This is a genomic window from Acetobacter sp. DmW_125128 (assembly GCF_008704325.1).
Taxonomy (GTDB): Bacteria; Pseudomonadota; Alphaproteobacteria; order Acetobacterales; family Acetobacteraceae; genus Acetobacter; species Acetobacter oryzifermentans.
In genome coordinates, this window is sequence record NZ_VHOP01000021.1 from 1 (window position 1) to 20,671 (window position 20,671).

The following is a 20,671-nucleotide window of genomic DNA, read 5'->3' on the forward strand; positions in this document are numbered from 1 at the left end:
GCCTCAACAGGCGTCTAAATCACTAGAATAATACATAATGGTGTCCGCGGCGGGATTCGAACCCACGGCCCCAGGATTCATACCACTTCAGTTTTCACTGCCGTTGCATGATACCATGCAACGTTCGTGGTCTGGACTGTCCCTTTGCCATAAACCTAAAATTTCAGGTTCTTAGGCACCGCCCGTCCAGTCTCTACACCTTCCTTGTTCTGTATTAAAGTACAAGGCTTGGCTCGGGATTGGCACAATCTGTTTCCCAGATTAAGCGTTCCCCGACTTTGAGCAGATTCACTATAATGTTTCCAATTATAGTGCCCAATTAAATAGGAATCCTGTGCTCTATCCTGCTGAGCTACGCGGACACACGCTTTTCGTATACTGAAAGAGGTTGATACGAACAAGTGATAAAACGAACAGGTCTACCGTCTCGCCTGCATGGCTGCCCGTGCAGTTAAAGTGGAAACGTACCGTCGGCACAGCAGCGCATCGGGGCTGCCTGTTTGTTTGCAGGCATATTCCAGTGCCTGTGTTTCTTCCACAGCTTTGGTAAGAGCCGGGAGAGACCACAACTCTAATGCTTTGTTAAAACTTGCTGTGCGTTTAAAAAAAATCGGGGGACGTAGCGCTTTAACCGCATCACTCCGACTAACCCCTGCGGCCATAGCTGCTCTTACACGGCGGAGCCTATGCAGATGCCCTAGAAAAGATCTCGCAATGGCAATGGGGCTTGTATCTTCAGCTAATGCTCTTTCTAGGGCCGTATCTGCGGCAATACGATTGCCTTCTGTGGCAGCAAAGGCAGCATCTTCCAAGGAAACGCTACCGGCATCTCCTATGCTTGCTCGAACATCATCTAGCGTCAGGCTGCCAGAATCACCGGCATACAAGCACAATTTTTCTATTTCACTACGCGCTGCGGCACGGTCTGCACCAAGCCGACTAGTCAGCCAATGCAAGGCATCAGAAGCAATGCGTACCTTATGTTCTGTCAGCATGTGCGTAATGGAGGATTCGAGATTACGACCTTCTTCAGGATAACAGCCAATACTGGCGCAGTTGGCGTGTTTTTCCAGAAAGTTACGTAGCTTGGAGCGCGATGAAAGGCCCGGAGCTTCTAGGATAATAAGAGTATCGCTGCTTTGAGCCAGAAAGGCTTCTAATGGTTTGAGTACGGTGTCGGATGCATCACGCACACGCACCACGCGGCGCCCACCCATAAGAGAAAGTGCCGTAGCCTCTTCCATCAGTTTGTCATGCGTTTCACGATCAAGCACTGCAACCCGGAATGGATCATCTGCTGATCCAGCTATTTTGATAACAGCGTCCTGAGCGCGTTCTTTAATAAGCCCTGTATCTTCACCATGTAGAAGAAGAATACGCCATGCTCCAGGATCAGCCAGAACGCGGGATAGGTTGCGGGCGTCTATCTTCATGAAATAAAAGTCGCCTTAATACTGGCTCGGCCCACCACGCCCAGTAGCCATATCTGGAATTGCATCAGCACCTTCCTGTTCCATAGGCACTTCTTTGTCTGATTCTGGCATGGCTGTAGGAATAGGATAAAAGGCTTTCGGCCCTTGATCCCGCGAGACTGCCGGAGCAGCCTGAGTGCGGAACCACGTAGAAACCTGTTGGGTAATTTGTTCACCAAGGGTTTGGGCTACGCGTCCCATAGCTGTTTCGTTGTTCAATGTCTGGGCGAAATACTGTTCGTATGTGTTGGTGTAACCATCCATTGTGGTGGTATCACCCTGCGCCAGCAGCGTGGGGTTCTGCGCTACGGTAAGTAATTGCCAGTGGGCATGCCCTGTAATGCGGGTGCGCCCAGATGTGTTGTCTGATTGAATGTCGATCGCTTCTGCATTGAAGGATGGCATCACAATAAGTGTGTATTTATGGGGGTCTTCTGGCCCATCCGCAGACATTTGCTGCTGCAAGGCCAGCCGCAACTGCTGGCCAGTGCGTTCTGGTATGTTGGCAACGTAAATGTCTTTGAGTTCTGCATTCACATCTACGTTGTTCTTCCCGCTTTCTCCATACAGAGGCTGAAAGCCACAACCGCTCAGCACAACTGGCAACGCAACCAGAGGCGTGATTGCCAGAGCAAGACGCGCGGAACGTAGGAAAAAGCGGGAATGAACCATCAGCCTGCCGTTACAAAGTTAACAATACGGTTGGGAACATGAACGCGTTTAACAATGCGTTTGCCTTCCAGAAGTCGTGCCACGTTGGGCTCGGCTTCTGCGCGGGCAACAACATCTGCGGCATCTTCATCCGGTTGCGCTTCAATCGTGCCGCGCAGTTTACCCATAATCTGCACAGCAATGGTAATATGCGTTGCTGTAAGCAGATCTGGTTCAGCTTCTGGCCAAGATTGCTGTGCAGCCAAACCAGCAGACGGCATAACCAGAGCAAACATTTCTTCAGCCAGATGCGGCATCATGGGGGCGCAAAGGAGGCACAGTGTCTGTGCAGCTTCACGGCGTGCAAATGCCATGCCGGAAACAGTTGCAGACTTTTCAGCTTCTGCCAGAGCAGATGTCAGTTCATGAATACGCGCCACAGCCACGTTAATGGCAAAACCTTCCAGAGCTTCCGTTACGGCAGCAATGGTGCGGTGTGTGGTGCGGCGTAGCGTATCAGCCTGACGATCGATGTCTGTTGGGCATTCTGTTGTGGCAGGAATATCCTGTGCAACTGTGCGAATGGTGCGGAACAAGCGCTGGCTAAAGCGGGCCGCACCGGCCACACCAGCTTCTGTCCATTCCATGTCTCGTTCAGGCGGGCTGTCAGACAGCACAAACCAGCGGGCGGTATCGGCGCCAAAGCGTTCAATAATTGCAACAGGCGCAACCGTATTCCGCTTGGATTTGGACATTTTTTCCACACGACCAACGGTTACGGGTTCGGTGGTGCCGCGTTTCACACAGCCTTGGGCTGTGCGTTCTACTTCTTCTGGGTACAGCCAGTTGCCTGATGAATCCTTATAGCTTTCATGGCTTACCATGCCTTGCGTGAACAATCCGGCAAAGGGTTCATCCACATCCAAGTGGCCTGTGCGGTGCATGGCACGGGTAAAGAAGCGCGCATACAGCAAATGCAAAATAGCGTGCTCAATCCCGCCGATATACTGATCAACAGGCAGCCAGCCATCGGCCGCAGCTCTTACCGTTGGGGTGGGCGCGTGCGGTGCTGTAAAACGGGCAAAATACCACGAGCTATCTACAAACGTATCAAACGTGTCTGTTTCGCGGGTGGCTGGTTTGCCGCATTTCGGGCAGGTGGTGTGCTTCCATGTGGGGTGATGGTCCAACGGGTTGCCGGGTTTGTCGAAAGAGACATCATCCGGCAGCTCCACAGGAAGTTGCTCATCAGGCACGGCAACCGGGCCGCACTCTGCACAGTGAATAATGGGGATAGGGCAGCCCCAATAACGCTGGCGGGAAATGCCCCAATCACGCAGGCGCCAATTCACCACACCTTGCCCGATGCCCAGCCCTTCTAGCCGAGAAATGGCTTCTTTCCGAGCTTCTGCGGTGGAAAGACCATCCAGAAAACCGGAGTTGATCATGGTGCCATCGCCTGTATAGGCCGTGGTGGTGATGGCAAAATCTGCCTGATCTTTGCCAGCAGGCAAAACAACAGGTGTGACAGGCAGATTATATTTATGCGCGAAGTCCAGATCGCGCTGGTCACCAGCCGGGCAGCCAAACAGCGCGCCTGTGCCGTAATCCATCAGCACAAAATTGGCGATCCAGACCGGGAAGCTTTTATCCATAAACGGATGGTTGACCCGCAGGCCTGTATCAAAACCGCGTTTTTCAGCGGTTTCTACAGCTTCTACGGATGTGCCAAGCCGGCGGCATTCCGCCACAAATTCTGCCGCTTGTGGGTTCTGCTGAGCAGCCCAGGCCGCCAGAGGATGATCCGGGGCGATAGCCAGAAAAGACATGCCAAAAAGCGTGTCTGGCCGGGTGGTGAACACTTCTACTGCGTTCAGATTTTCATCAAGCCCAGCCGGGGGTTGATGCAGGGAGAAACGCAGCTTTGCCCCTTCAGACCGGCCAATCCAGCGTTCCTGCATGGTGCGCACGCGTTCTGGCCAGCGATCGAGCGTTTTTAAACCGTTCAGCAGATCTTCGGCAAAATCTGTGATTTTCAGGAACCACTGTGAAAGCTGCTTTTTTTCAATGGGGGCACCAGAACGCCAGCCCTTGCCATCTACAACTTGTTCATTTGCCAGAACGGTTTGATCGATCGGGTCCCAGTTGACCCAGCTTTCGCGCCGTTCAACTAGGCCGCCTTTTAGAAAGTCTAAAAAGAGCTTCTGCTGTTTGCCGTAATAGTTCGGCAGGCAGGTTGCAATTTCTCTATCCCAGTTCAGAGAAAAGCCTAGACGCTGCAATGTGCCACGCATGGTGGCAATATTGTTCAGCGTCCATTCCTTGGGGTGTACGCCACGTTCGCGCGCTGCGTTTTCTGCAGGTAGGCCAAATGCATCCCACCCCATAGGGTGCAGCACAGAAAAACCACGTGCCCGCTTATAGCGGGCAATCACGTCCCCCAGTGCATAATTGCGCACATGGCCCATATGTAGCTGCCCAGACGGGTAGGGGAACATTTCCAACACATAGTATTTGGGTTTGTTCGCTGGGGGGGCATCCGGAACGGTGAAAATATCGGCATCTGCCCAGGCTTTCTGCCATTTGGGTTCAACCGTATTGAAATCATAGGGCGTGGGCGTGCTGGAAGACTGGGACATGAATATTCTGTGTCTGAGACCTAATGAAAGGGAATGTGGAAAAAGGCGCTGGGATAAAATTAGCTATCCCGGTTGCCATTATCGGCCCGCAGCTTACGTGCGCGGGAGAGAATGCGTGCTGCAATATCAGATGCAGTATTGGGAGCAGGCGGTGTGTCCACCCATTCTTCCCCTTGCTTGATCTGGCGGAACACGCTCAGACGCAGGGCATCGGAACGCAGGCGTTTGTCCAGAATAAAGGCAGTTACCTTAAAGCGCTCATCATGGGCAGCAGGCGGGGTGTACCAGTCTGTCAGGATAATACCGCCTTCTGCATCTGCGGTAGAAACCGGCAGGAAAGAGAGGGTATCAAGGGTTGCGCGCCACAGATAGGCGTTTACACCCCCTTTAAGTTCCGCATCACCACCAGATGCTCCGCGATCTTCGGCCAGCAGATGGTTGCGCGGTGCTGTCAGACCATTGTCTGATCTGTCACCAGAAGAGCACGCAGCTAACAGGCCAATACCCGCACATGCGGTAAGCAGGGTGCTGGTACGGCGGAACCCGGCAGGCACATGGCTGGCGGCGGGACGGCAGGGCATGAGACGACGAAGCATGGTGTCGGTACGGCTCCTTCAGCGCTGGGTATCCGTGTTTCCCGGTCGCCTTTGCAAATGTTCAGGTCTGGCTTCGGGGTTAAGAGAGTATTCTGCTTATCTCATATCCTTTCAGTTCTGTCCCGCCAAGCATTTGCTGGGGAGAGATGTTCAACCGCATACTGAAAACACGGGCAAGGCAGGAAAAATCATGCCTTACATACGAACACGCTATTGATGCTGAAGGGATAAAAGAGAGCTCAGCGTGTCACGGCAACACAGTTTAACCCCTGCTGTTTCAAGGACATGCAGATTGTGTCTGTCTGTGCGGATGGTAGGCCCGCCAAGCGTGAACGCCACACAGATTGCCCGCTGCTTTTAAGGGCAATCCGGTCTATGTGATCTTCCGCACCGGCCAGAGCAGGGGTGGATTGATGCGCCATCTGAATGGCGTGCTGTGCTCTCTCCTGCGAGGAAAATGCGCCAATTTGGATAATAGCGCCGCCAGAAGGTGTATTTTGCTGCCATACCATTGCTGGCCCAGAAACTGGCACAGTGTTTGCGGCCTGATAAGTTGGCGGTGTGTCTGTTACTGGCTGGGTATCAGCAGAAGATGATACCGGAATAGCACTGGTATCGGGGGCGGAAGGTGCTGGTGGCTGTATGTCATCGGTAATGGGTGGCGCGATCCCCGGTGAAGCAATGCTGGCAACTTGTTGAGCGGGTGCAACCGTTACAGCCGGGGTGGCTGTTGGGGTTTGCGTGTCTGCAATGGCAATCGCGCTAGCTGGCGTAATGGCGCTTGGTACCGGATCATTCAAGTGCGGAGAAACAGATGCCAGATAAGTTTTGGCATATGAGGGCAGGGCCGTGTGGCGTGAGCGGTGGTTTTCCATGCATTGTGGCCCGCAGCTATATGCGGCCAGAAAATCAGGAGAACCAAATCTGTCATACAGTTGGCGGATGTAACCACTGCCCGCCATAATGTTGTCGTGCGGATTATAGGGGTCAGAGCCAAGCTGGTACCGCTTGGCCAGTTCGCGGTAAGTGTCTGGCTTAATCTGCATCAGCCCGACGGCACCGTGCACAGAACGTGTCAGATGGCCATGCATATATTGGTGACCACCAGATTCCTGCTGCATCACGGCCCGGATCCATGCCTGAGGAATGGAAAAGCGGGTGGAGGCTTCCTGAATGTAAGGCCCCCATTTATCTACGGCGGGGCCGGGTGGATTATAACTGGAGCGCGGCTGGTTCGCACAGCCTGCCAGCATGGCAAGGCTGGCAAAAGCCATTAAAAACCGTTTTTGCTGACGCAATAAGACAGGCAAAGAGCAACCCATACGCAAAGACATGGCGCTTATGGTGCGCTGTGCGCCTGTGTGATGCAATCCTGATTTTATGCGAATAATGGAGAACTGGTATTTTACGGCGTTTTATGTGTTTGTGCCGCCACTTTACGGACCAGATCCGGGTTGGTTCGGCGGATCTGTCCTGCCCGTAAAACGCTTGCAGTGGAATAAGCTGGAGAAGCCACCCATTCTTGCAGAAACTGCAAGTCGGACAGGCTATCCCGTGTTTTATGCCCTGCGGGAATGTTTGTGTTCTGGTGTGTCATGTTTGGTGTCGTGTTAGGTTTACGCAACATGGCGCAGATCCTGTGCTTATCCTGTATTTATTGTTTGATTGTCAGACAAAGGCCTGAAAGAGGTTTTGGCCTTGCCCAGCTTTTGAAAAACAGGGCTTTGTAAGGCAATAAGATTATGTCAATTTCAAGAACAGAAGCGTAAAATAACTTTTTTATTATAATATACTTGGGCAGATTTTTCTTTGTGTTACAGGCGTTTTTTGTTCTGACTTTTCAAAATATCTGCTCCCAAAGTTTCCAGGGCCTGCCGTAAAGGGCCTTCTTCCAGTTCAGGAAGTGTGCAGGTTATTGCAGATTTTTGAGGTTTTCGGCGTTGTGGACGGGAGCGGATGCCCGCGGCTGGGTCTTGCACAAAGCGCAAGCGGTTTACCAAAGGTTCTCCACACCATGTGTTGATGCGTGCAATCAACGTATCTCCCAAATGCTGAAGCTCCATGGCAACGGGGCCAGCGCACGCAATGGTTAAAGTGCCAGCAGAAAGGCGGCGCGGGCTTGTAACCGCCGCATGTGCCGGGCCCACAACATCTGGCCACTGGTTCATCAACATAGCGCCTGTGGGAGAGCGACGGCGAAAAGCCGGTGCCGTTACAGCTGGTAGAAGTGCTGCAAGGCTGCGTAGGTTTCTGGCGCGCGGCGGAGGTGCTGCTTCTGGTTTTTGAGGGGTACGGCGTGTGCTGCGGCTTTTAGGTGTTACAGCCTTGCCGCCGTTGGCTTCCTTCTTCATAACTGCCTCCGTGACACATCCATCAGCCCACGCATTGCTTCATTGGTATGACCGACACCGCCGCACTTTGCCGTGGCGTGTTGTAGGCCAATCTCATCCAGATCCGTATCGGGTATGGCTGAGCGAGATCATGCTACAGCAGACCACTGTTAAAGCGGTTGCTCCATATTATCTACGCTTTACAGAAAAGTTTCCGACAGTGCAGGCCTTGGCAAGTGCTGATAGGGAAGATGTTTTGGCGGCGTGGGCCGGGCTGGGTTATTATTCCCGCGCTCGTAATCTGCATGCTTGTGCGCAGGCCGTGGTGGCTCTGGGCGGGTTTCCGCAAGATGTTCAGGGTTTACGTGCCCTGCCAGGCATAGGCCCATATACAGCGGCTGCGGTGGCGGCCATTGCTTTTGGTGTGCCTGTGGTGCCTGTGGATGGCAATGTGGAGCGCGTAACCGCACGCTTATTTGCCATTACGGCCCCCTTGCCGCCAGCCCGTAAAAAGTTGGCACAACTGGCCATAACGTTAAATGCGGACCGTGAAGCACAGGAGCGGCCATCCGACTTTGCTCAGGCTTTGTTTGATTTAGGTTCTTCTCTTTGCTCCCCGCGGGCACCGGCCTGTGGGTTGTGCCCATGGCAAGGCGAATGTGCGGCCTATAAACAGGGTATTGCAGCCGAATTGCCACGTAAGCTGCCTAAGGCAGAGCGCCCTGTACGTTTTGGCGCAGCTTTTCTTGCGCGAGATGCCGCAGGGCAAATTCTGCTGCGTAAACGAGCAGAGAAGGGGCTTTTGGCAGCCATGACAGAACTGCCCGGCACCGAATGGCGATTAAAAAACTGGAACGAAACAGAGATTCTGCAAGCAGCTCCATTTACGGCGGACTGGACGTTAGCAGGTCGTGTTAAGCATGTGTTTACACATTTTACCTTATATCTGGATGTGTATGTGGCCCAGATAAAACACTTTTCCAATCAGGCTGTGAGTGATGGTTTTTTAGTGCCCATGGAATGTGTGAAAGATACAGCGTTACCTTCTATTATGCAGAAGTGCTTTGAAAAAGGTTTGAGCTGTTTGAAAGAAAAGAAGCTATAAGTATGGTTTTTCATCATATCCCGCCTCAGCCACAGCATGCACAGGCCGCTCCGCGCGTTGGTATTCTTCTGGTTAATCTGGGTACGCCGGATGATACAGGATATCGGGCCGTGCGCCGTTATCTTTCCGAGTTTCTATCCGATCGTCGGGTGATAGAAGGGCCTCCAGCGCTTTGGCAACCTATCTTGCAGGGGGTGGTACTTACAACGCGCCCACGTAGGAGCGGGAAGGCCTATGCGCGCATATGGAACACGCATAAAAATGAAAGCCCTTTACGCACTTATACGCGCCATCAGGCTGAAGCGCTGAACGAGCGGTTTGCGGCACAAAACGTGCCTGTTGCGTGGGGGATGCGTTATGGTGCGCCTTCCATTGCGGAAGCGGTGCAGGAATTGCTTGAAAAAGGGTGTGACCGCATTTTGTGCATGCCGCTTTATCCGCAGTACAGTGCCACAACAACAGCAACAGCCAATGATCAGGTGTTTCGTGCGCTTATGCGTTTGCGTAACCAGCCTGCCATACGCACCCTTCCATCATTTCCGGATCAGCCAGCTTTTATTAAAGCTATTGCAGATTCTGTTCGTTTGGCAGAGGCAGAAGCCGATATTCCTTTTCAGATGGTTGTGGCGTCCTTTCATGGTTTGCCAGAAGAATATGTGCGCAAGGGGGATTCTTATCGGGCTGAATGTGAAAGAACTGTTGCAGCCTTACGCAAGGCTTTGGGGCGAGATGAAACCACCCTGCCCATGACATTCCAATCCCGATTTGGCCCAACCAAATGGCTGGAGCCTTATACGGCACCATTTATTGCCGGTTTGCCGGAAAAAGGCATTACCAGCATTGCTGTGGTAACGCCCTGTTTTATGGCGGATTGCTTGGAAACATTGGATGAAATCGGCAACGAAGTGCACGAAGAATTCATACAAGCTGGCGGTCAGGAGTTTACGCTGGTGCCGTGCCTGAATGATACGCCCGCCAGCATAGATTTGCTGGAGGATTTAGCGCGTCAGGAACTTGCTGGCTGGCTCTAAGGGTTTTTGCCACCGCGTTAGCGAGGCGTGGATCAGGGCTTTTTTATCCGGCTAAGGGTTTGGGTGCTTTTACGCGAGGTGCTGGTGTTTTATCTGGAAACAGGCATGGAGTTTTAGCATTGCAGCGCCAGCATTCAGGTTTTCTGGCTTTGCAAACGTATCTTCCCTGAAGAATCATCCAGTGGTGAGAAGGCTGGATCATTTCCAGCGGAATGCGGGTTTCCAGAGCTTTTTCTACAGCTTCCACAGTTTTGCCTCGCCCTAGTCCAGATCTGTTGGCCAAACGGAAAACATGCGTATCCACTGGTACGGTAGGTTTATGGAACGCAACATTTAGCACAACGTTTGCTGTTTTGCGGCCTACACCAGCCAGCTTTTCCAACTCATCCCGCGTACCGGGCACTTCCCCTTGATGATCTGCTACCAGTTGGCGGGAAAGTTCGACAACATTTTTGGCCTTGTTACGCCATAGCCCAATGGTGCGAATAAGTTTACCAACTTCTTCTTCCCCCAATTCCACCATGGCGGCTGGAGTAGGGGCGGCCTTAAACAAAGCGGGGGTCACGCGGTTGACGGAGGCATCTGTTGCCTGAGCCGAAAGCACTACGGCTACCAGCAGCGTAAAAGGTGTGGTGTAAAGCAGTTCCGTTTTAGCATCTGGCCATGCTTGGGAAAGATCTTTCAGAAAACTGTATATTTCCTGAGGTGTCATATCCCGTGGGGCAATAGCAGCAGGTCCATTGCTTTGATTTGCCGGAGCCTGTTTTTTGGCTGTTGTGCGTTTTTGCACACGCGGTTTATCAGTCGGTTTGCCTGAATTTACGGGTGCTGAAGTGGTGGGTTTTTTAACCATAAGGCAGTGTAACGCGTCTGCCCGTCTGGCGTCCATGCTGATGCGTATTCCGGATTTGCAGGGCTTTATGTCTCAGGATACACAGCGCATCGGTTCTGTTTTTCAGGTTTTTATCATGTCACAAACTTCAGAAAGTCATGTCAAATCCGGACGTAAGGCATCGCTTTTTGTAGATGTGCTGAAGTTTGTGGTGCGGCGCTGGGTGGCTTTTCCGTTGCCCTTAACCATAACAGCCGGAAGTATTCTGGCAGCTACAGTGGCCGATGTGCTTATGCCTCTGGCTGCGGGACGTTTGGTGACGGATGTTTCCGCTCCGGCTGCGCAGGCAGGCAAAGTGCATGATGCCCTATGGATGCTTGCTGCTATGGCGGCATGTGGGTTCGGGAATGTGTTGTTAAAGCGATATGCTTATTTGGGCATTACGCACCTAACCACTCAGGTCATGCAGAAAATAGGTTCAGAAGCTTTTGCGCATGTACAAAAGCTTTCCGCAGAATGGCATGCCAATACGTTTGCCGGTTCCACGGTTCGGCGCTTAACGCGGGGTATGTGGGCTGTGGATATGCTGGATGATACACTGCTTCTAATGCTGATACCCGAAGCATGCCTGCTGGTGCTTACAACCTTGGTGTTGGGGTGGCATTGGCCCTTTATGGGGGTTATTCTGGGTGTGCTTTCTGTTTTGTTTGTTGCGCTTTCCTGCACCTTAACCCTGCGTTATGTGGCGCCATCTGCGCGGGTTGCCAATGCGTGGGATAGCCGCATGGGGGCTGCTCTGGCAGATGCCATCACCTGCAATGCAGTTGTTAAAACTTTTGGCGCAGAAAAGCGCGAAGAAAGCCGCCTACAAACACTTATTTCGCAATGGCGAAAGGCCACCATTTATACTTGGTCCAGAGGGACAGATAGCGCCAATATTCAGGCCGCAGTTGTTATGTGTATGCGGCTTGTTCTGGCAGGCGCAGCTGTTTGGTTGTGGTGGCAGGGGCGTGCTGGCCCAGGTGATGTTGCCTATGTGCTGACCATGACATTTTTGGTGCAAGGCTACCTGCGCGATATTGGGCAACAGGTTTCTGTGGTGCAGAGATCTGTCAATGAAATGGAAGAATTGCTTGCGTTGTGGCGTACGCCTGCGGCGGTGGCAGATCCCGCTTATCCGCTACCCTTGTTGGTGAGTGCGGGGGAAATCTGCTTTGAACATGTCTCATTCCAATATCCGGGGCAGGAGCGGGCACTTTTTGCGGATATTTCCGTTACAATTGCTGCTGGTAGTCGGGTTGGATTGGTAGGGCCTTCTGGATCGGGAAAATCAAGTTTCATTAAATTGTTACAGCGTTTTTATGTGCCACAGTCAGGCAGAATTTTAATTGATGGCATAGATATTGCGCGTGTGCGCCAGTCTGATTTGCGGGAAAAAATTGCTTTAGTGCCGCAGGAAGCTGTGTTGTTTCATCGGAGTTTGGCGGAAAATATTGCTTATGGTCGGCCAGATGCCACACCAGAGCAAATCGCGCAGGCTGCTCAATTAGCCAATGCCGCTGGTTTTATTGATAGGCTACCAGAAGGATATCAAACGCTGGTGGGTGAGCGTGGCGTAAAGCTTTCAGGAGGAGAGCGCCAGCGCATTGCTATTGCCCGTGCCTTTTTGGCGGATGCCCCCATACTGGTGTTGGATGAAGCAACCGCCAGTTTGGATTCCGAATCGGAAGCGCTGGTGCAGGAAGCCATGGAACGCCTGATGAAAGGCCGCACCGTGTTGGTTGTGGCACACCGTCTTGCCACCGTTGTGGGGCTGGACCGGATTCTGGTTTTTGAGCACGGACAAATTGTAGAAGATGGCGCGCATGCTACGCTGATTCAGCAAAAAAATGGGCTGTATCGTCGCTTGTATGATTTGCAGTCCCTTTAAAAAGGGTAGTAGGGCAAAAAAGCCTGAAAATATGCAGATAAGGAGTTTATCGAGATTTTTATCTCTGGCGGAGGGGAAGGGATTCGAACCCTCGATACGACTTGACATCGTATAACGGTTTAGCAAACCGCCGCCTTCAGCCACTCGGCCACCCCTCCGCCGAAGAGTGCGAACATACACGACGTTTGCACCGCTGCTTTTAGGGGGTTCAACGCGTTCCGTCAAACCCCCTGAAAACTTATTTTTTTAAATTGTAGATTTTAGCCGTCTAACTGGGCTTTTAAGGCCGAATTGACCAAGGCAGGGTTCGCCTTGCCTTTGGTTTCCTTCATGACCTGCCCCACAAAGAATCCAAACAGCTTGTCTTTGCCGCCACGGTATTCAGCCACCTTATCTGCATGCTTTTCCAAAATGGCAGCAATGGCGGAATCAATAACTCCTGTGTCGGTCACCTGCCGCAGGCCTTTGCGTTCCACAATGGCATCCGGGCTATCACCCGTTTCCACCATGTCTTCAAACACTTCCTTGGCAATCTTACCGTTAATGGTGCCATCCGCAATCAGATCAAGCATTTTGCCCAAGGAAGCTGCGCTAACAGGGCTGGTTTCAATGGTGTTGCTGGTGCGGTTAAGAGCCGCAAACAGATCACCAATCACCCAGCTTGCCGCTAGCTTGCCATCGCGCCCTTTGGCCACGGTTTCGTAAAAATCAGCCACGGCCTGTTCTGCAACCAGCACGCCAGCATCGTAAGACGGAATGCCATAGTCTTTCTGGAAGCGGGCACGCTTTGCGTCTGGCAGTTCCGGCAGCTTAGATTTTAGATCATCCACCCACGCCTGTTCCACTACCAATGGCAGCAGGTCAGGATCTGGGAAGTAGCGGTAATCATGCGCATCTTCCTTGGAGCGCATGGTGCGGGTTTCACCCCGGCCCGGATCAAACAGGCGTGTTTCCTGATCAACTTCTCCGCCGTTTTCCCAGATTTCAATCTGGCGGGTGGCTTCCACCTCAATGGCCTGCATGACAAAGCGGATGGAGTTGACGTTTTTGATCTCGCAACGGGTGCGGAAAGGCTCGCCCGCTTTGCGCACGGAAACGTTTACGTCTGCACGCATGGAGCCTTCTTCCATGTTGCCATCGCACGTGCCCAGATAGCGTAGAATCTGGCGTAGCTTACGCAGGTAAGCCCCGGCCTCTTCTGGTTCGCGAATATCGGGTTCGCTCACAATTTCCATCAGGGCTACGCCTGCACGGTTCAGGTCCACAAAGGATTTTGAGGGGTCCTGATCATGTAGCAGCTTGCCAGCGTCTTGTTCCAGATGCAGGCGGGTAATGCCAATCTGGCGTGTTTCACCGCTCTGAAGTTCAATTTCGATAGAACCCGTGCCAATAATCGGGTGCTCGAACTGGCTGATCTGGTAACCCTGTGGCAGGTCGGCGTAAAAGTAGTTTTTACGGTCGAACCGGCTGAACAGGTTGATCTGGGCATTCAGCCCCAACCCGGTGCGGATGGCCTGCGCCACGCATTCCTTGTTGATAACAGGCAACATGCCGGGAAAGGCTGCGTCAACCAAGCTAACCTGAGTGTTCGGGTCTCCCCCAAATTTTGTAGAAGCACCAGAAAACAGCTTGGACTGGCTGATAACCTGTGCGTGCACTTCCAGCCCAACCACAATTTCCCACGGGCCGGTTTTACCTTCAATTACGTAGCTCATGCGCCTGCTCCCGCATGTACGGACGGAAGGTGCGTAAAGCCCGCCGCCGCTTCCAACGCGCCGCCAATAGACAGCACGGTTTCTTCATCAAAATGTTTACCAATCACCTGCAACCCTAGCGGCAGACCATTGCCATTAAGCCCCACCGGAACAGAAAGGGCAGGCACACCGGCCATGCTGGCGGGTACGGTAAAGATGTCGTTCAGATACATCTGCACCGGGTCATCCATGTTTTCACCCTGCGCAAAGGCAGCGGATGGCGCGGTAGGGGTAAGCAGCACATCTACGTTTTCAAACGCCTGTTCAAAATCGCGCTTGATAAGGGTGCGCACTTTCTGGGCTTTCAGATAGTAGGCATCGTAATAGCCAGCAGAAAGCACATAGGTGCCCATCAGGATACGGCTGCGCACTTCTGCCCCAAACCCTGCGGCGCGTGTGGCCTCATATACACCATCCAGTGTGGGGGCATCCTTACGAATGCCAAAGCGGATGCCATCATAACGCGCCAAGTTGGAGGAACATTCAGCCGGGGCAATAATATAATATGTGGTCAGGCCGTATTTGGTGTGCGGAAGAGAAACGTCCACAATCTCGCAGCCCGCTTCTTTCAACCACGCAATGCCCTTTTCCCACATGGCCACAACTTCTGCAGGCAGGTTGGGAGAACGATATTCTGTGGGAATACCCACGCGCAGGCCTTTTACGCTTTTGCCAACAGCTTTGCTAAACGCGGGAACAGGGCGGTTGGAGCAGGTGCTGTCTTTTTCATCAAAGCCAGCCATGGCTTCCAGCATCAGCCCGGCATCTGCCACGCTGCGTGTCATAGGGCCAGCCTGATCGAGCGAGCTTGCAAAGGCAATGGTGCCCCAGCGGCTGCAACGGCCATAGGTGGGTTTAAGCCCCACAATGCCACAATAAGCAGCAGGCTGACGGATGGAGCCACCTGTATCCGTGCCTGTAGCAGCAAGGCCCAGCCCAGCAGCAACAGCAGCGGAAGACCCACCGGAAGAGCCGCCCGGTACAAGTATAGCGGAGGGATCATCCTTGCGCTTCCACGGGCTTGCCACTGGCCCGAAAGCCGAGGTGATGTTGGCAGACCCCATGGCAAATTCATCAAGATTGGTTTTGCCGAGAAAGACCGCGCCAGCTTTTAGTAGGTTGGCCGTAACTGTGCTTTCATAAGGCGGCACAAAGTTTTCCAGCATTTTGCTGGCAGCCGTGGTGCGCACACCTTTGGTGCAGAACAGATCTTTTACACCAATGGGCAGGCCATCCATAAGCCCGGCAGTGCCTGCGGCATAGCGGGCATCTGCCGCATCTGCCGCAGCCAATACGGTTTCTTCAGGCAGCACGGTAATATAGGCGTTGAGCACCGGGTTGAGGCGGGCAATGGCGTCTAGTTGGGCTTTGGCCAGCTCCCGTGCAGAAAATTTGCGGGCGGCAAGCCCTTCACGCGCTTGGGTGAGCGTCAGTCCGGTTAGCATTATTCCACCACCTTGGGTACTGTATAGAAGGGGCCAGATGTTTCTGGCGCGCAGGCCAGCAGGGCATCACGGTAGTTGCCGTCTGTTACCTTATCTTCGCGCTGGCGCAGGGTTTCTGTTTCTGTCCCCACCATGGGGGGAACGCCTTCCACATCCACTTCGGCAAGCTGGTCAATCCAGCCCAGAATACCGTTCAGCTTCTGGCGTGCGGCTTCAAGCTCATGCTCTTCCAGCCCGATACGGGCCAGTTTGGCAATGCGGCGGGTGGTCGCAAGGTCTAGCGACATGAAAGCGGACCCCTCTTTTCTTGATCTCAATAGGAAGAAAGCACCTAGCATAATCGCGCGAAAGGCAACATACCGTCCGTATGACACTGCTTAGCCTGACAGACCTTGTTGCAACCCTGCCCAGACACGCACGCCTGCTAGGGATAGACCCCGGCAAAAAGCAGGTGGGGTTAGCGCTTTCCGATGTTTCCCGCATGGTGGCCTCACCATTTCAAACAGTAAAGCGCGGAAAATTAGGGCAAATGGCCAGCTTTATTCGTGATCTTGCTACAGAACACGAAATTGGCGGTATGGTTGTGGGAATTCCCCTTTCTTTGGATGGATCCTTTGGGCCAGCCGCACAGGCCAGTCGAGATTGGGCGCTTGCGCTTTCGGAGCAGACAGGTTTGCCCGTGTGCCAGTGGGATGAGCGTCTTTCCTCATCCGCAGTGAATCGTATGCTTATTGATGAAGCCGATCTTTCCCGTGCGCGGCGGGCAGAAATGGTGGATCGGCTGGCTGCGGCATATATCTTGCAGGCTGCGCTGGATTCTTTGCCGCGTTAAAGCGTGTTGGGCGCTGCTGCCACGGATGTGGCGTACATTTGCCATAAAGCCTTTGGATACTTACCTTTAATGATAAGGTTTTCACTTAAGAGGATGTATTTCGTGTCTAATTATTCTTTTCGGACGGCCGCTACAACTCTGCTGGGTGCTGCCATGTTTGCTCTGAGCCTGCCTTGCGCTCACGCTGAAGAAGGTGTGCTGGGTCGCGCGTGGGATAACACCCGCGAAGGAACCGAGCATGCTTGGAACAAGACCAAGGAAGGTACGAACAAGGCTTGGGAAAAGACAAGCAACGGCACAGAAAAAGTGTGGGACAAAACCAAGGACGGTTCCCGCAAAGCTTGGGACAAGACCTCCGAGGGCAGTGAAAAGGCATGGGATAAGACCAAAGAAGGCACCCATAACGCGTGGGATAAAACCCGCGAAGGAACCGAAAAAACTTGGGACAAGACCAAGGAAGGTTCTCATAAAGTTTGGAACAAGACGAGCGAAGGCACTGACAAGGTTTGGGATAAAACCAAGGATGGTTCTCGCAAAGCTTGGGACAAAACAAGTGAAGGGACAGAGCGCGCTTGGAACAAAACCAAGGAAGGCACAGAGAACGCTGCGCACGATGTTGGCCGGTGGGGCCAGAAGACGTTCTCTGACGATAAAAAATAACGCTGCATAACGGCACAAAAAAGCCCGCGCTACCTTTGAGGGTAGGCGGGCTTTTTTGTTATTTTTGATGGAAACAGAAAGGCTTAATGTTTGATATGTGATGCTTTACGCATTTTTAAATTGAGTAAAGCTTGAAGTAATTTGCGAAAAGATTTTTGTATTTGCAGCCAATATGCACCAAATGCTGTCATTCTGGCCTCCTGCTTTTCTTAGTCATTATTTCTAAGAATAAGCAGGAATGATGGCCTGACTATGACATTACATTTAGGGTGACTCCTTATGAATGCTATAAATTGGTAACAGAACAAAAAAGGCGGCCCGGGAAGGGCCGCCTTTTTGCTTGAAATACTGCAACAAAATGCAGATCAGGCTTTTGCTTCTTCCAGTAGAATCTGTTCGATAATATCCAGACCCTCATCAACCAGTTCATCAGATGCGGTCAGCGGTGTCAGAATACGGATTGTTGCGCCCTGCACACCACATGCCAGCAAAATCAGACCTTTTTCACAGGCGCGGGCACATAGTTTGGAACCAAAACCCTTGCGTTGTTCCACACCCGCATGGCGTTCCAGAATATCAAAAGCAACCATTGCGCCCAGCCCACGCGGCATGCTGATAGGCAGCATATCTGTGCGCTTATGCCAGCTTGCAATACGGGCCTTCAGGCGTTCACCCATGTTATTGGCACGGTCAAGCAGCTTTTCTTCCTCAATAATGTCCAGCACGGCCAAACCTGCTGCACAACCCAGAGGGGCACCTGCATATGTGCCGCCCAAACCACCCGGAGGAACAGAATCCATCAGTTCTGCACGGCCAATCACACCGGAAAGTGGAAAACCACCTGCCAGAGATTTAGCAATGCACACCAGATCTGGTTCTACGCCGGAATGTTCAATTCCAAACAGCTTGCCAGTACGGGCAAAACCACTCTGCACTTCGTCGGCAATCAGTTTGATGCCGTGCTGATCACAAATAGCGCGGAGCTGCTTGAGCAGTGCTGTAGGGGCAACCCGGAAGCCACCTTCCCCCTGCACGGGCTCAATAATAATAGCAGCCACATTGTTGGGGGAGATATCAGCCGCAAATAGGAAGTGCAGCATTTTCAAGCTGTCTTCCACCGTGATGTCATGATTATCGGGGAAAGGGATGTGGTACACTTCGCCCGGTAGCGTGCCAAAAGGTGCTTTGTAAGGCAGTACTTTACCCGTAAGCGCAGAAGCTAACAGTGTGCGGCCATGGAAGCCACCGCAGAACGCAATGACACCGTTACGGCCTGTTGCAGCGCGAGCAATTTTTACGGCGTTTTCTGTTGCTTCTCCACCCGTGGTGAAGAAAATGGTTTTGGCATCGCCAGAAAACGGGGCGCGGGCGTTCAGCTTTTCGGCCAGCTCAATATAGGGCTCGTAAGCAGAAACCTGAAAAGCTGTGTGGGTAAAGCGATCTAGCTGCTTTTTAACAGCATCCATCACTTTTGGGTGGCGGTGGCCAACGTTCAGAACGGCAATGCCGCCTGCAAAATCAACATAGCGTTTGCCTTCCACATCCCATAGTTCAGCATTTTCTGCGCGATCTGCAAAAACGGGGGTGGAGGTGGCAACACCGCGTGGCACAGCATGGGTGCGGCGGTTCAGAAGGTCTTTATTCGTGGCCATTAATACGGGCTCCCGGGAACTATGTTGCGGGCAAAGTTATTTCTGTTCCGTAAAATGTTTCACACAGGAGGGGGAGGAGATTTTTTGTTGCCTCTGTGGTGATAAAAGGTCACCACTCTTTGAGAGCATATATACCGTTCCGCACAATGCTTAGCTGCCATTAGGGCAGAGAGGGGGTGTTCTGCGTTTCCAGTTCCACCTGTTCCAAAAGCCAGTTTCGGAATGTGATGAGGGATTTTTTCTCCCACGTGGCTGTGGACGCGCGCAGAAGATAAGCCCCCAAAGCTACTTCTCGCAGTGGGGTTTGCGTTGGTTGCACCCGCACCAGATGGCCTGTTTCAAGATCATTCCCCAGCAGGAAAATATTGCCCAAAGCAATCCCTTCTCCCGCGCGGGCAGCAGCCAGTGTGATGTGGGCCTGCCAAAGGCGCGTTGCGGCAGGCAGTTTTGTGCAGGCAACATTCTGCGCATGAAACCAAAGTTTCCATTCGGCTTCATCTTCTTCCTGCAACAAGGGTGCGCGGAGTAAATCTGCTGTTGTGCGGGGCTGTCCTCCCAGTTCTGTCAGGCAGAGGGGGGCAGCTACCGGAAAAACATCAGGCCGGGCAATAATCATGCTGCGTGTGTTGCGGGGTTCTGCTAACGGCGCATCATCTCGCACATAGCCGATATGAGCATGATTATCTGTTTCCACGCCGGTAACATGGAACGCCGTGTTGGCATCTACCGGGCGCAGCATAATTTCTAGTTGAGGATGTGCGCGCCGAAAAGTGGAAAGCCGTGGTAGCAGCCAATGGTAAGCAAAACCATGCGCACAGGTAATGGTAAGGGGCGGCGTATGGTTGCGAATATCTGCCGTAGCTGTGGCCAGTTCTTCTAATAGTGGGGTTATGCGGGAATAATAGGTGTGGCCTGCTAATGTAAGGGTGCCTGTTTCCTTATCCCGCAAAGGGGTGCCCAGAATATTTTCCAGATCTCGAATATGGCGGCTGATGGCTGCGTGATCCACACGCAGCTCTGCTGCGGCGCGTCTAATTCCGCCTGTGCGTGCAAACGCCGTAAAGGCGTTGAGCATGGCAAGAGGTGGAATGCGGTATCGTTGGTCCATAAGCCGCCAGTCAGGGGTAAGGTGTGGAGGAACTGGTGGGTTAAAATGCGGCTGCTGGCAAGAGTTATCCATGCAATTCAGGCAAAGATTGAAATGTGAGGCAAAAATAAGGTAAGGGTTGCGCCATCTTGCAACGGTCCCGCGCAAGCGGGTTTGAAAGGGAATGCCGGAGGTTCTGTATCAGAACCAAGTCGGCAACTGCCCTCGCAACTGTAGGCGGAGAGCATATTACTCCTTGGTCGCTTTAAAGTGGCAGCCACTGATGGCAGCATCGGGAAGGCTGAGTAACGTGCGATGACCCGCAAGTCAGGAGACCTGCCGTTGTTGTCTTGTTTAACCGCCGGGCGAGGGAATCGGAGGTGGATAGTGTACTATGCTTACTCCTCTGCCTTTGGCAGGTTTTTCCTTTAATTCTTCCTGTTGTTTTGCCTTCACGCTGCACGGTGAAGCGTAACAATGCCTATCTTTACAAACAGAACTTGGAAGAAATTTCCGTATTCTCTGCATTGCTTGCTTCTGGCCGGAGGTGTGTTGGGCAACTTGCCTGCCTTAGCGCATGGTGAGGAGACGCAGATTGAGCAGGATCGTCGTCGGTTAGGCAATTCTGGGCCTTTGATTGAACAGATTGACCCGG

Annotated in this window: 18 protein-coding genes, 1 tRNA gene, 1 pseudogene and 1 riboswitch; of the genes and pseudogenes, 6 read left to right on the plus strand and 14 right to left on the minus strand. The window is 52.7% G+C overall.

The genetic code is table 11. The features are described from left to right. Positions 1–419: 419 nt before the first annotated feature. The 7 genes from holA to FKW19_RS08800 form a co-directional block, all read right to left on the minus strand. Positions 420–1,433 (minus strand): DNA polymerase III subunit delta, encoded by a 1,014-nt coding sequence (gene holA, locus FKW19_RS08770; RefSeq protein WP_089179767.1) that lies wholly within the window; start codon positions 1,431–1,433, stop codon positions 420–422. A 15-nt stretch (positions 1,434–1,448) separates the two neighbouring features. Beyond that, complete coding sequence (locus FKW19_RS08775; RefSeq protein ID WP_089179766.1) at positions 1,449–2,144, minus strand: LPS assembly lipoprotein LptE; 696 nt, start codon at positions 2,142–2,144, stop codon at positions 1,449–1,451. Further along, positions 2,144–4,762 carry a leucine--tRNA ligase gene (gene leuS, locus FKW19_RS08780; protein WP_089179765.1) on the minus strand — a complete coding sequence of 873 codons (2,619 nt, stop codon included), beginning with the start codon at positions 4,760–4,762 and terminating at the stop codon, positions 2,144–2,146. The genes FKW19_RS08775 and leuS overlap by 1 nt, the downstream gene beginning before the upstream one ends. A gap of 59 nt (positions 4,763–4,821) precedes the next feature. Next, positions 4,822–5,358: a DUF3576 domain-containing protein gene (locus tag FKW19_RS08785; protein WP_006115443.1), complete on the minus strand. Its 537-nt coding sequence runs from the start codon at positions 5,356–5,358 to the stop codon at positions 4,822–4,824. Positions 5,359–5,597: 239 nt separating this feature from the next. After that, a complete protein-coding gene (locus tag FKW19_RS08790) occupies positions 5,598–6,692 on the minus strand; it encodes a transglycosylase SLT domain-containing protein (RefSeq protein ID WP_089179978.1) in 1,095 nt (364 codons plus the stop codon). A gap of 71 nt (positions 6,693–6,763) precedes the next feature. Beyond that, positions 6,764–6,985, minus strand: coding sequence for a hypothetical protein (locus FKW19_RS08795; protein WP_006115441.1), 222 nt, complete (start codon positions 6,983–6,985; stop codon positions 6,764–6,766). Between the two features lie 187 nt (positions 6,986–7,172). Further along, complete coding sequence (locus tag FKW19_RS08800; protein ID WP_089179764.1) at positions 7,173–7,709, minus strand: DUF721 domain-containing protein; 537 nt, start codon at positions 7,707–7,709, stop codon at positions 7,173–7,175. A 10-nt stretch (positions 7,710–7,719) separates the two neighbouring features. Between FKW19_RS08800 and mutY the strand changes: the two genes are divergently transcribed. Continuing rightward, positions 7,720–8,793 (plus strand): A/G-specific adenine glycosylase, encoded by a 1,074-nt coding sequence (gene mutY / locus FKW19_RS08805; RefSeq protein WP_089179763.1) that lies wholly within the window; start codon positions 7,720–7,722, stop codon positions 8,791–8,793. A 2-nt stretch (positions 8,794–8,795) separates the two neighbouring features. Further along, positions 8,796–9,824 (plus strand): ferrochelatase, encoded by a 1,029-nt coding sequence (gene hemH / locus FKW19_RS08810; RefSeq protein ID WP_063354739.1) that lies wholly within the window; start codon positions 8,796–8,798, stop codon positions 9,822–9,824. A 43-nt stretch (positions 9,825–9,867) separates the two neighbouring features. On the opposite strand, the gene nth is transcribed toward hemH, so the two are convergent. Continuing rightward, the gene (gene nth / locus FKW19_RS08815; protein WP_089179762.1) at positions 9,868–10,725 is read right to left on the minus strand and encodes an endonuclease III; all 858 of its coding nucleotides are present in this window, start codon (positions 10,723–10,725) and stop codon (positions 9,868–9,870) included. Positions 10,726–10,792: 67 nt separating this feature from the next. On the opposite strand from nth, the gene FKW19_RS08820 reads away from it, so the two are divergent. Next, positions 10,793–12,586 carry an ABC transporter ATP-binding protein gene (locus FKW19_RS08820; RefSeq protein WP_089179761.1) on the plus strand — a complete coding sequence of 598 codons (1,794 nt, stop codon included), beginning with the start codon at positions 10,793–10,795 and terminating at the stop codon, positions 12,584–12,586. 65 nt (positions 12,587–12,651) lie between these two features. Here FKW19_RS08820 and FKW19_RS08825 read toward each other — a convergent pair. From FKW19_RS08825 to gatC, 4 genes are all read right to left on the minus strand, one after another. After that, positions 12,652–12,744: transfer RNA gene (locus tag FKW19_RS08825), tRNA-Ser, on the minus strand. A gap of 102 nt (positions 12,745–12,846) precedes the next feature. Continuing rightward, positions 12,847–14,301, minus strand: coding sequence for an Asp-tRNA(Asn)/Glu-tRNA(Gln) amidotransferase subunit GatB (gatB, locus tag FKW19_RS08830; protein WP_063354737.1), 1,455 nt, complete (start codon positions 14,299–14,301; stop codon positions 12,847–12,849). Next, positions 14,298–15,785, minus strand: a complete 1,488-nt coding sequence (gatA, locus tag FKW19_RS08835) for an Asp-tRNA(Asn)/Glu-tRNA(Gln) amidotransferase subunit GatA (RefSeq protein WP_006115434.1) — start codon at positions 15,783–15,785, stop codon at positions 14,298–14,300. Before gatA ends, gatB begins: the two co-directional genes overlap by 4 nt. Next, positions 15,785–16,072 carry an Asp-tRNA(Asn)/Glu-tRNA(Gln) amidotransferase subunit GatC gene (gene gatC / locus FKW19_RS08840; protein ID WP_035351843.1) on the minus strand — a complete coding sequence of 96 codons (288 nt, stop codon included), beginning with the start codon at positions 16,070–16,072 and terminating at the stop codon, positions 15,785–15,787. The genes gatA and gatC overlap by 1 nt, the downstream gene beginning before the upstream one ends. Positions 16,073–16,152: 80 nt before the next feature. On the opposite strand from gatC, the gene ruvX reads away from it, so the two are divergent. Then, the gene (gene ruvX / locus FKW19_RS08845; protein ID WP_006115432.1) at positions 16,153–16,617 is read left to right on the plus strand and encodes a Holliday junction resolvase RuvX; all 465 of its coding nucleotides are present in this window, start codon (positions 16,153–16,155) and stop codon (positions 16,615–16,617) included. Positions 16,618–16,620: 3 nt separating this feature from the next. Continuing rightward, positions 16,621–17,277: an endoglucanase gene (locus FKW19_RS08850; RefSeq protein ID WP_089179760.1), complete on the plus strand. Its 657-nt coding sequence runs from the start codon at positions 16,621–16,623 to the stop codon at positions 17,275–17,277. Positions 17,278–17,642: 365 nt separating this feature from the next. Here FKW19_RS08850 and gabT read toward each other — a convergent pair whose 3' ends face one another. Then, complete coding sequence (gene gabT / locus FKW19_RS08855; protein ID WP_089179759.1) at positions 17,643–18,929, minus strand: 4-aminobutyrate--2-oxoglutarate transaminase; 1,287 nt, start codon at positions 18,927–18,929, stop codon at positions 17,643–17,645. Between the two features lie 160 nt (positions 18,930–19,089). Further along, entirely contained in the window at positions 19,090–20,037 is a 948-nt protein-coding gene (locus FKW19_RS08860) for a LysR substrate-binding domain-containing protein (RefSeq protein WP_035351858.1), read from the minus strand. A gap of 117 nt (positions 20,038–20,154) precedes the next feature. Next, positions 20,155–20,375, plus strand: a riboswitch (cobalamin riboswitch). Positions 20,376–20,493: 118 nt separating this feature from the next. Here FKW19_RS08860 and FKW19_RS16005 point away from each other — a divergent pair. Beyond that, positions 20,494–20,671 (plus strand): annotated as a pseudogene (locus FKW19_RS16005) (carbohydrate porin); the annotation flags it as partial.

Coding starts and splice junctions, on each gene's coding strand:
- hemH (WP_063354739.1), top strand. CDS start 8,796: ATGGTTTTTCATCATATCCCGCCTCAGCCACAGCATGCACAGGCCGCT.
- FKW19_RS08820 (WP_089179761.1), top strand. CDS start 10,793: ATGTCACAAACTTCAGAAAGTCATGTCAAATCCGGACGTAAGGCATCG.
- FKW19_RS08790 (WP_089179978.1), bottom strand. CDS start 6,692: ATGTCTTTGCGTATGGGTTGCTCTTTGCCTGTCTTATTGCGTCAGCAA.
- ruvX (WP_006115432.1), top strand. CDS start 16,153: ATGACACTGCTTAGCCTGACAGACCTTGTTGCAACCCTGCCCAGACAC.
- FKW19_RS08795 (WP_006115441.1), bottom strand. CDS start 6,985: ATGTTGCGTAAACCTAACACGACACCAAACATGACACACCAGAACACA.
- gatA (WP_006115434.1), bottom strand. CDS start 15,785: ATGCTAACCGGACTGACGCTCACCCAAGCGCGTGAAGGGCTTGCCGCC.
- leuS (WP_089179765.1), bottom strand. CDS start 4,762: ATGTCCCAGTCTTCCAGCACGCCCACGCCCTATGATTTCAATACGGTT.
- gabT (WP_089179759.1), bottom strand. CDS start 18,929: ATGGCCACGAATAAAGACCTTCTGAACCGCCGCACCCATGCTGTGCCA.
- holA (WP_089179767.1), bottom strand. CDS start 1,433: ATGAAGATAGACGCCCGCAACCTATCCCGCGTTCTGGCTGATCCTGGA.
- gatC (WP_035351843.1), bottom strand. CDS start 16,072: ATGTCGCTAGACCTTGCGACCACCCGCCGCATTGCCAAACTGGCCCGT.
- FKW19_RS08800 (WP_089179764.1), bottom strand. CDS start 7,709: ATGAAGAAGGAAGCCAACGGCGGCAAGGCTGTAACACCTAAAAGCCGC.
- FKW19_RS08860 (WP_035351858.1), bottom strand. CDS start 20,037: ATGGACCAACGATACCGCATTCCACCTCTTGCCATGCTCAACGCCTTT.
- gatB (WP_063354737.1), bottom strand. CDS start 14,301: ATGAGCTACGTAATTGAAGGTAAAACCGGCCCGTGGGAAATTGTGGTT.
- FKW19_RS08785 (WP_006115443.1), bottom strand. CDS start 5,358: ATGCTTCGTCGTCTCATGCCCTGCCGTCCCGCCGCCAGCCATGTGCCT.
- FKW19_RS08775 (WP_089179766.1), bottom strand. CDS start 2,144: ATGGTTCATTCCCGCTTTTTCCTACGTTCCGCGCGTCTTGCTCTGGCA.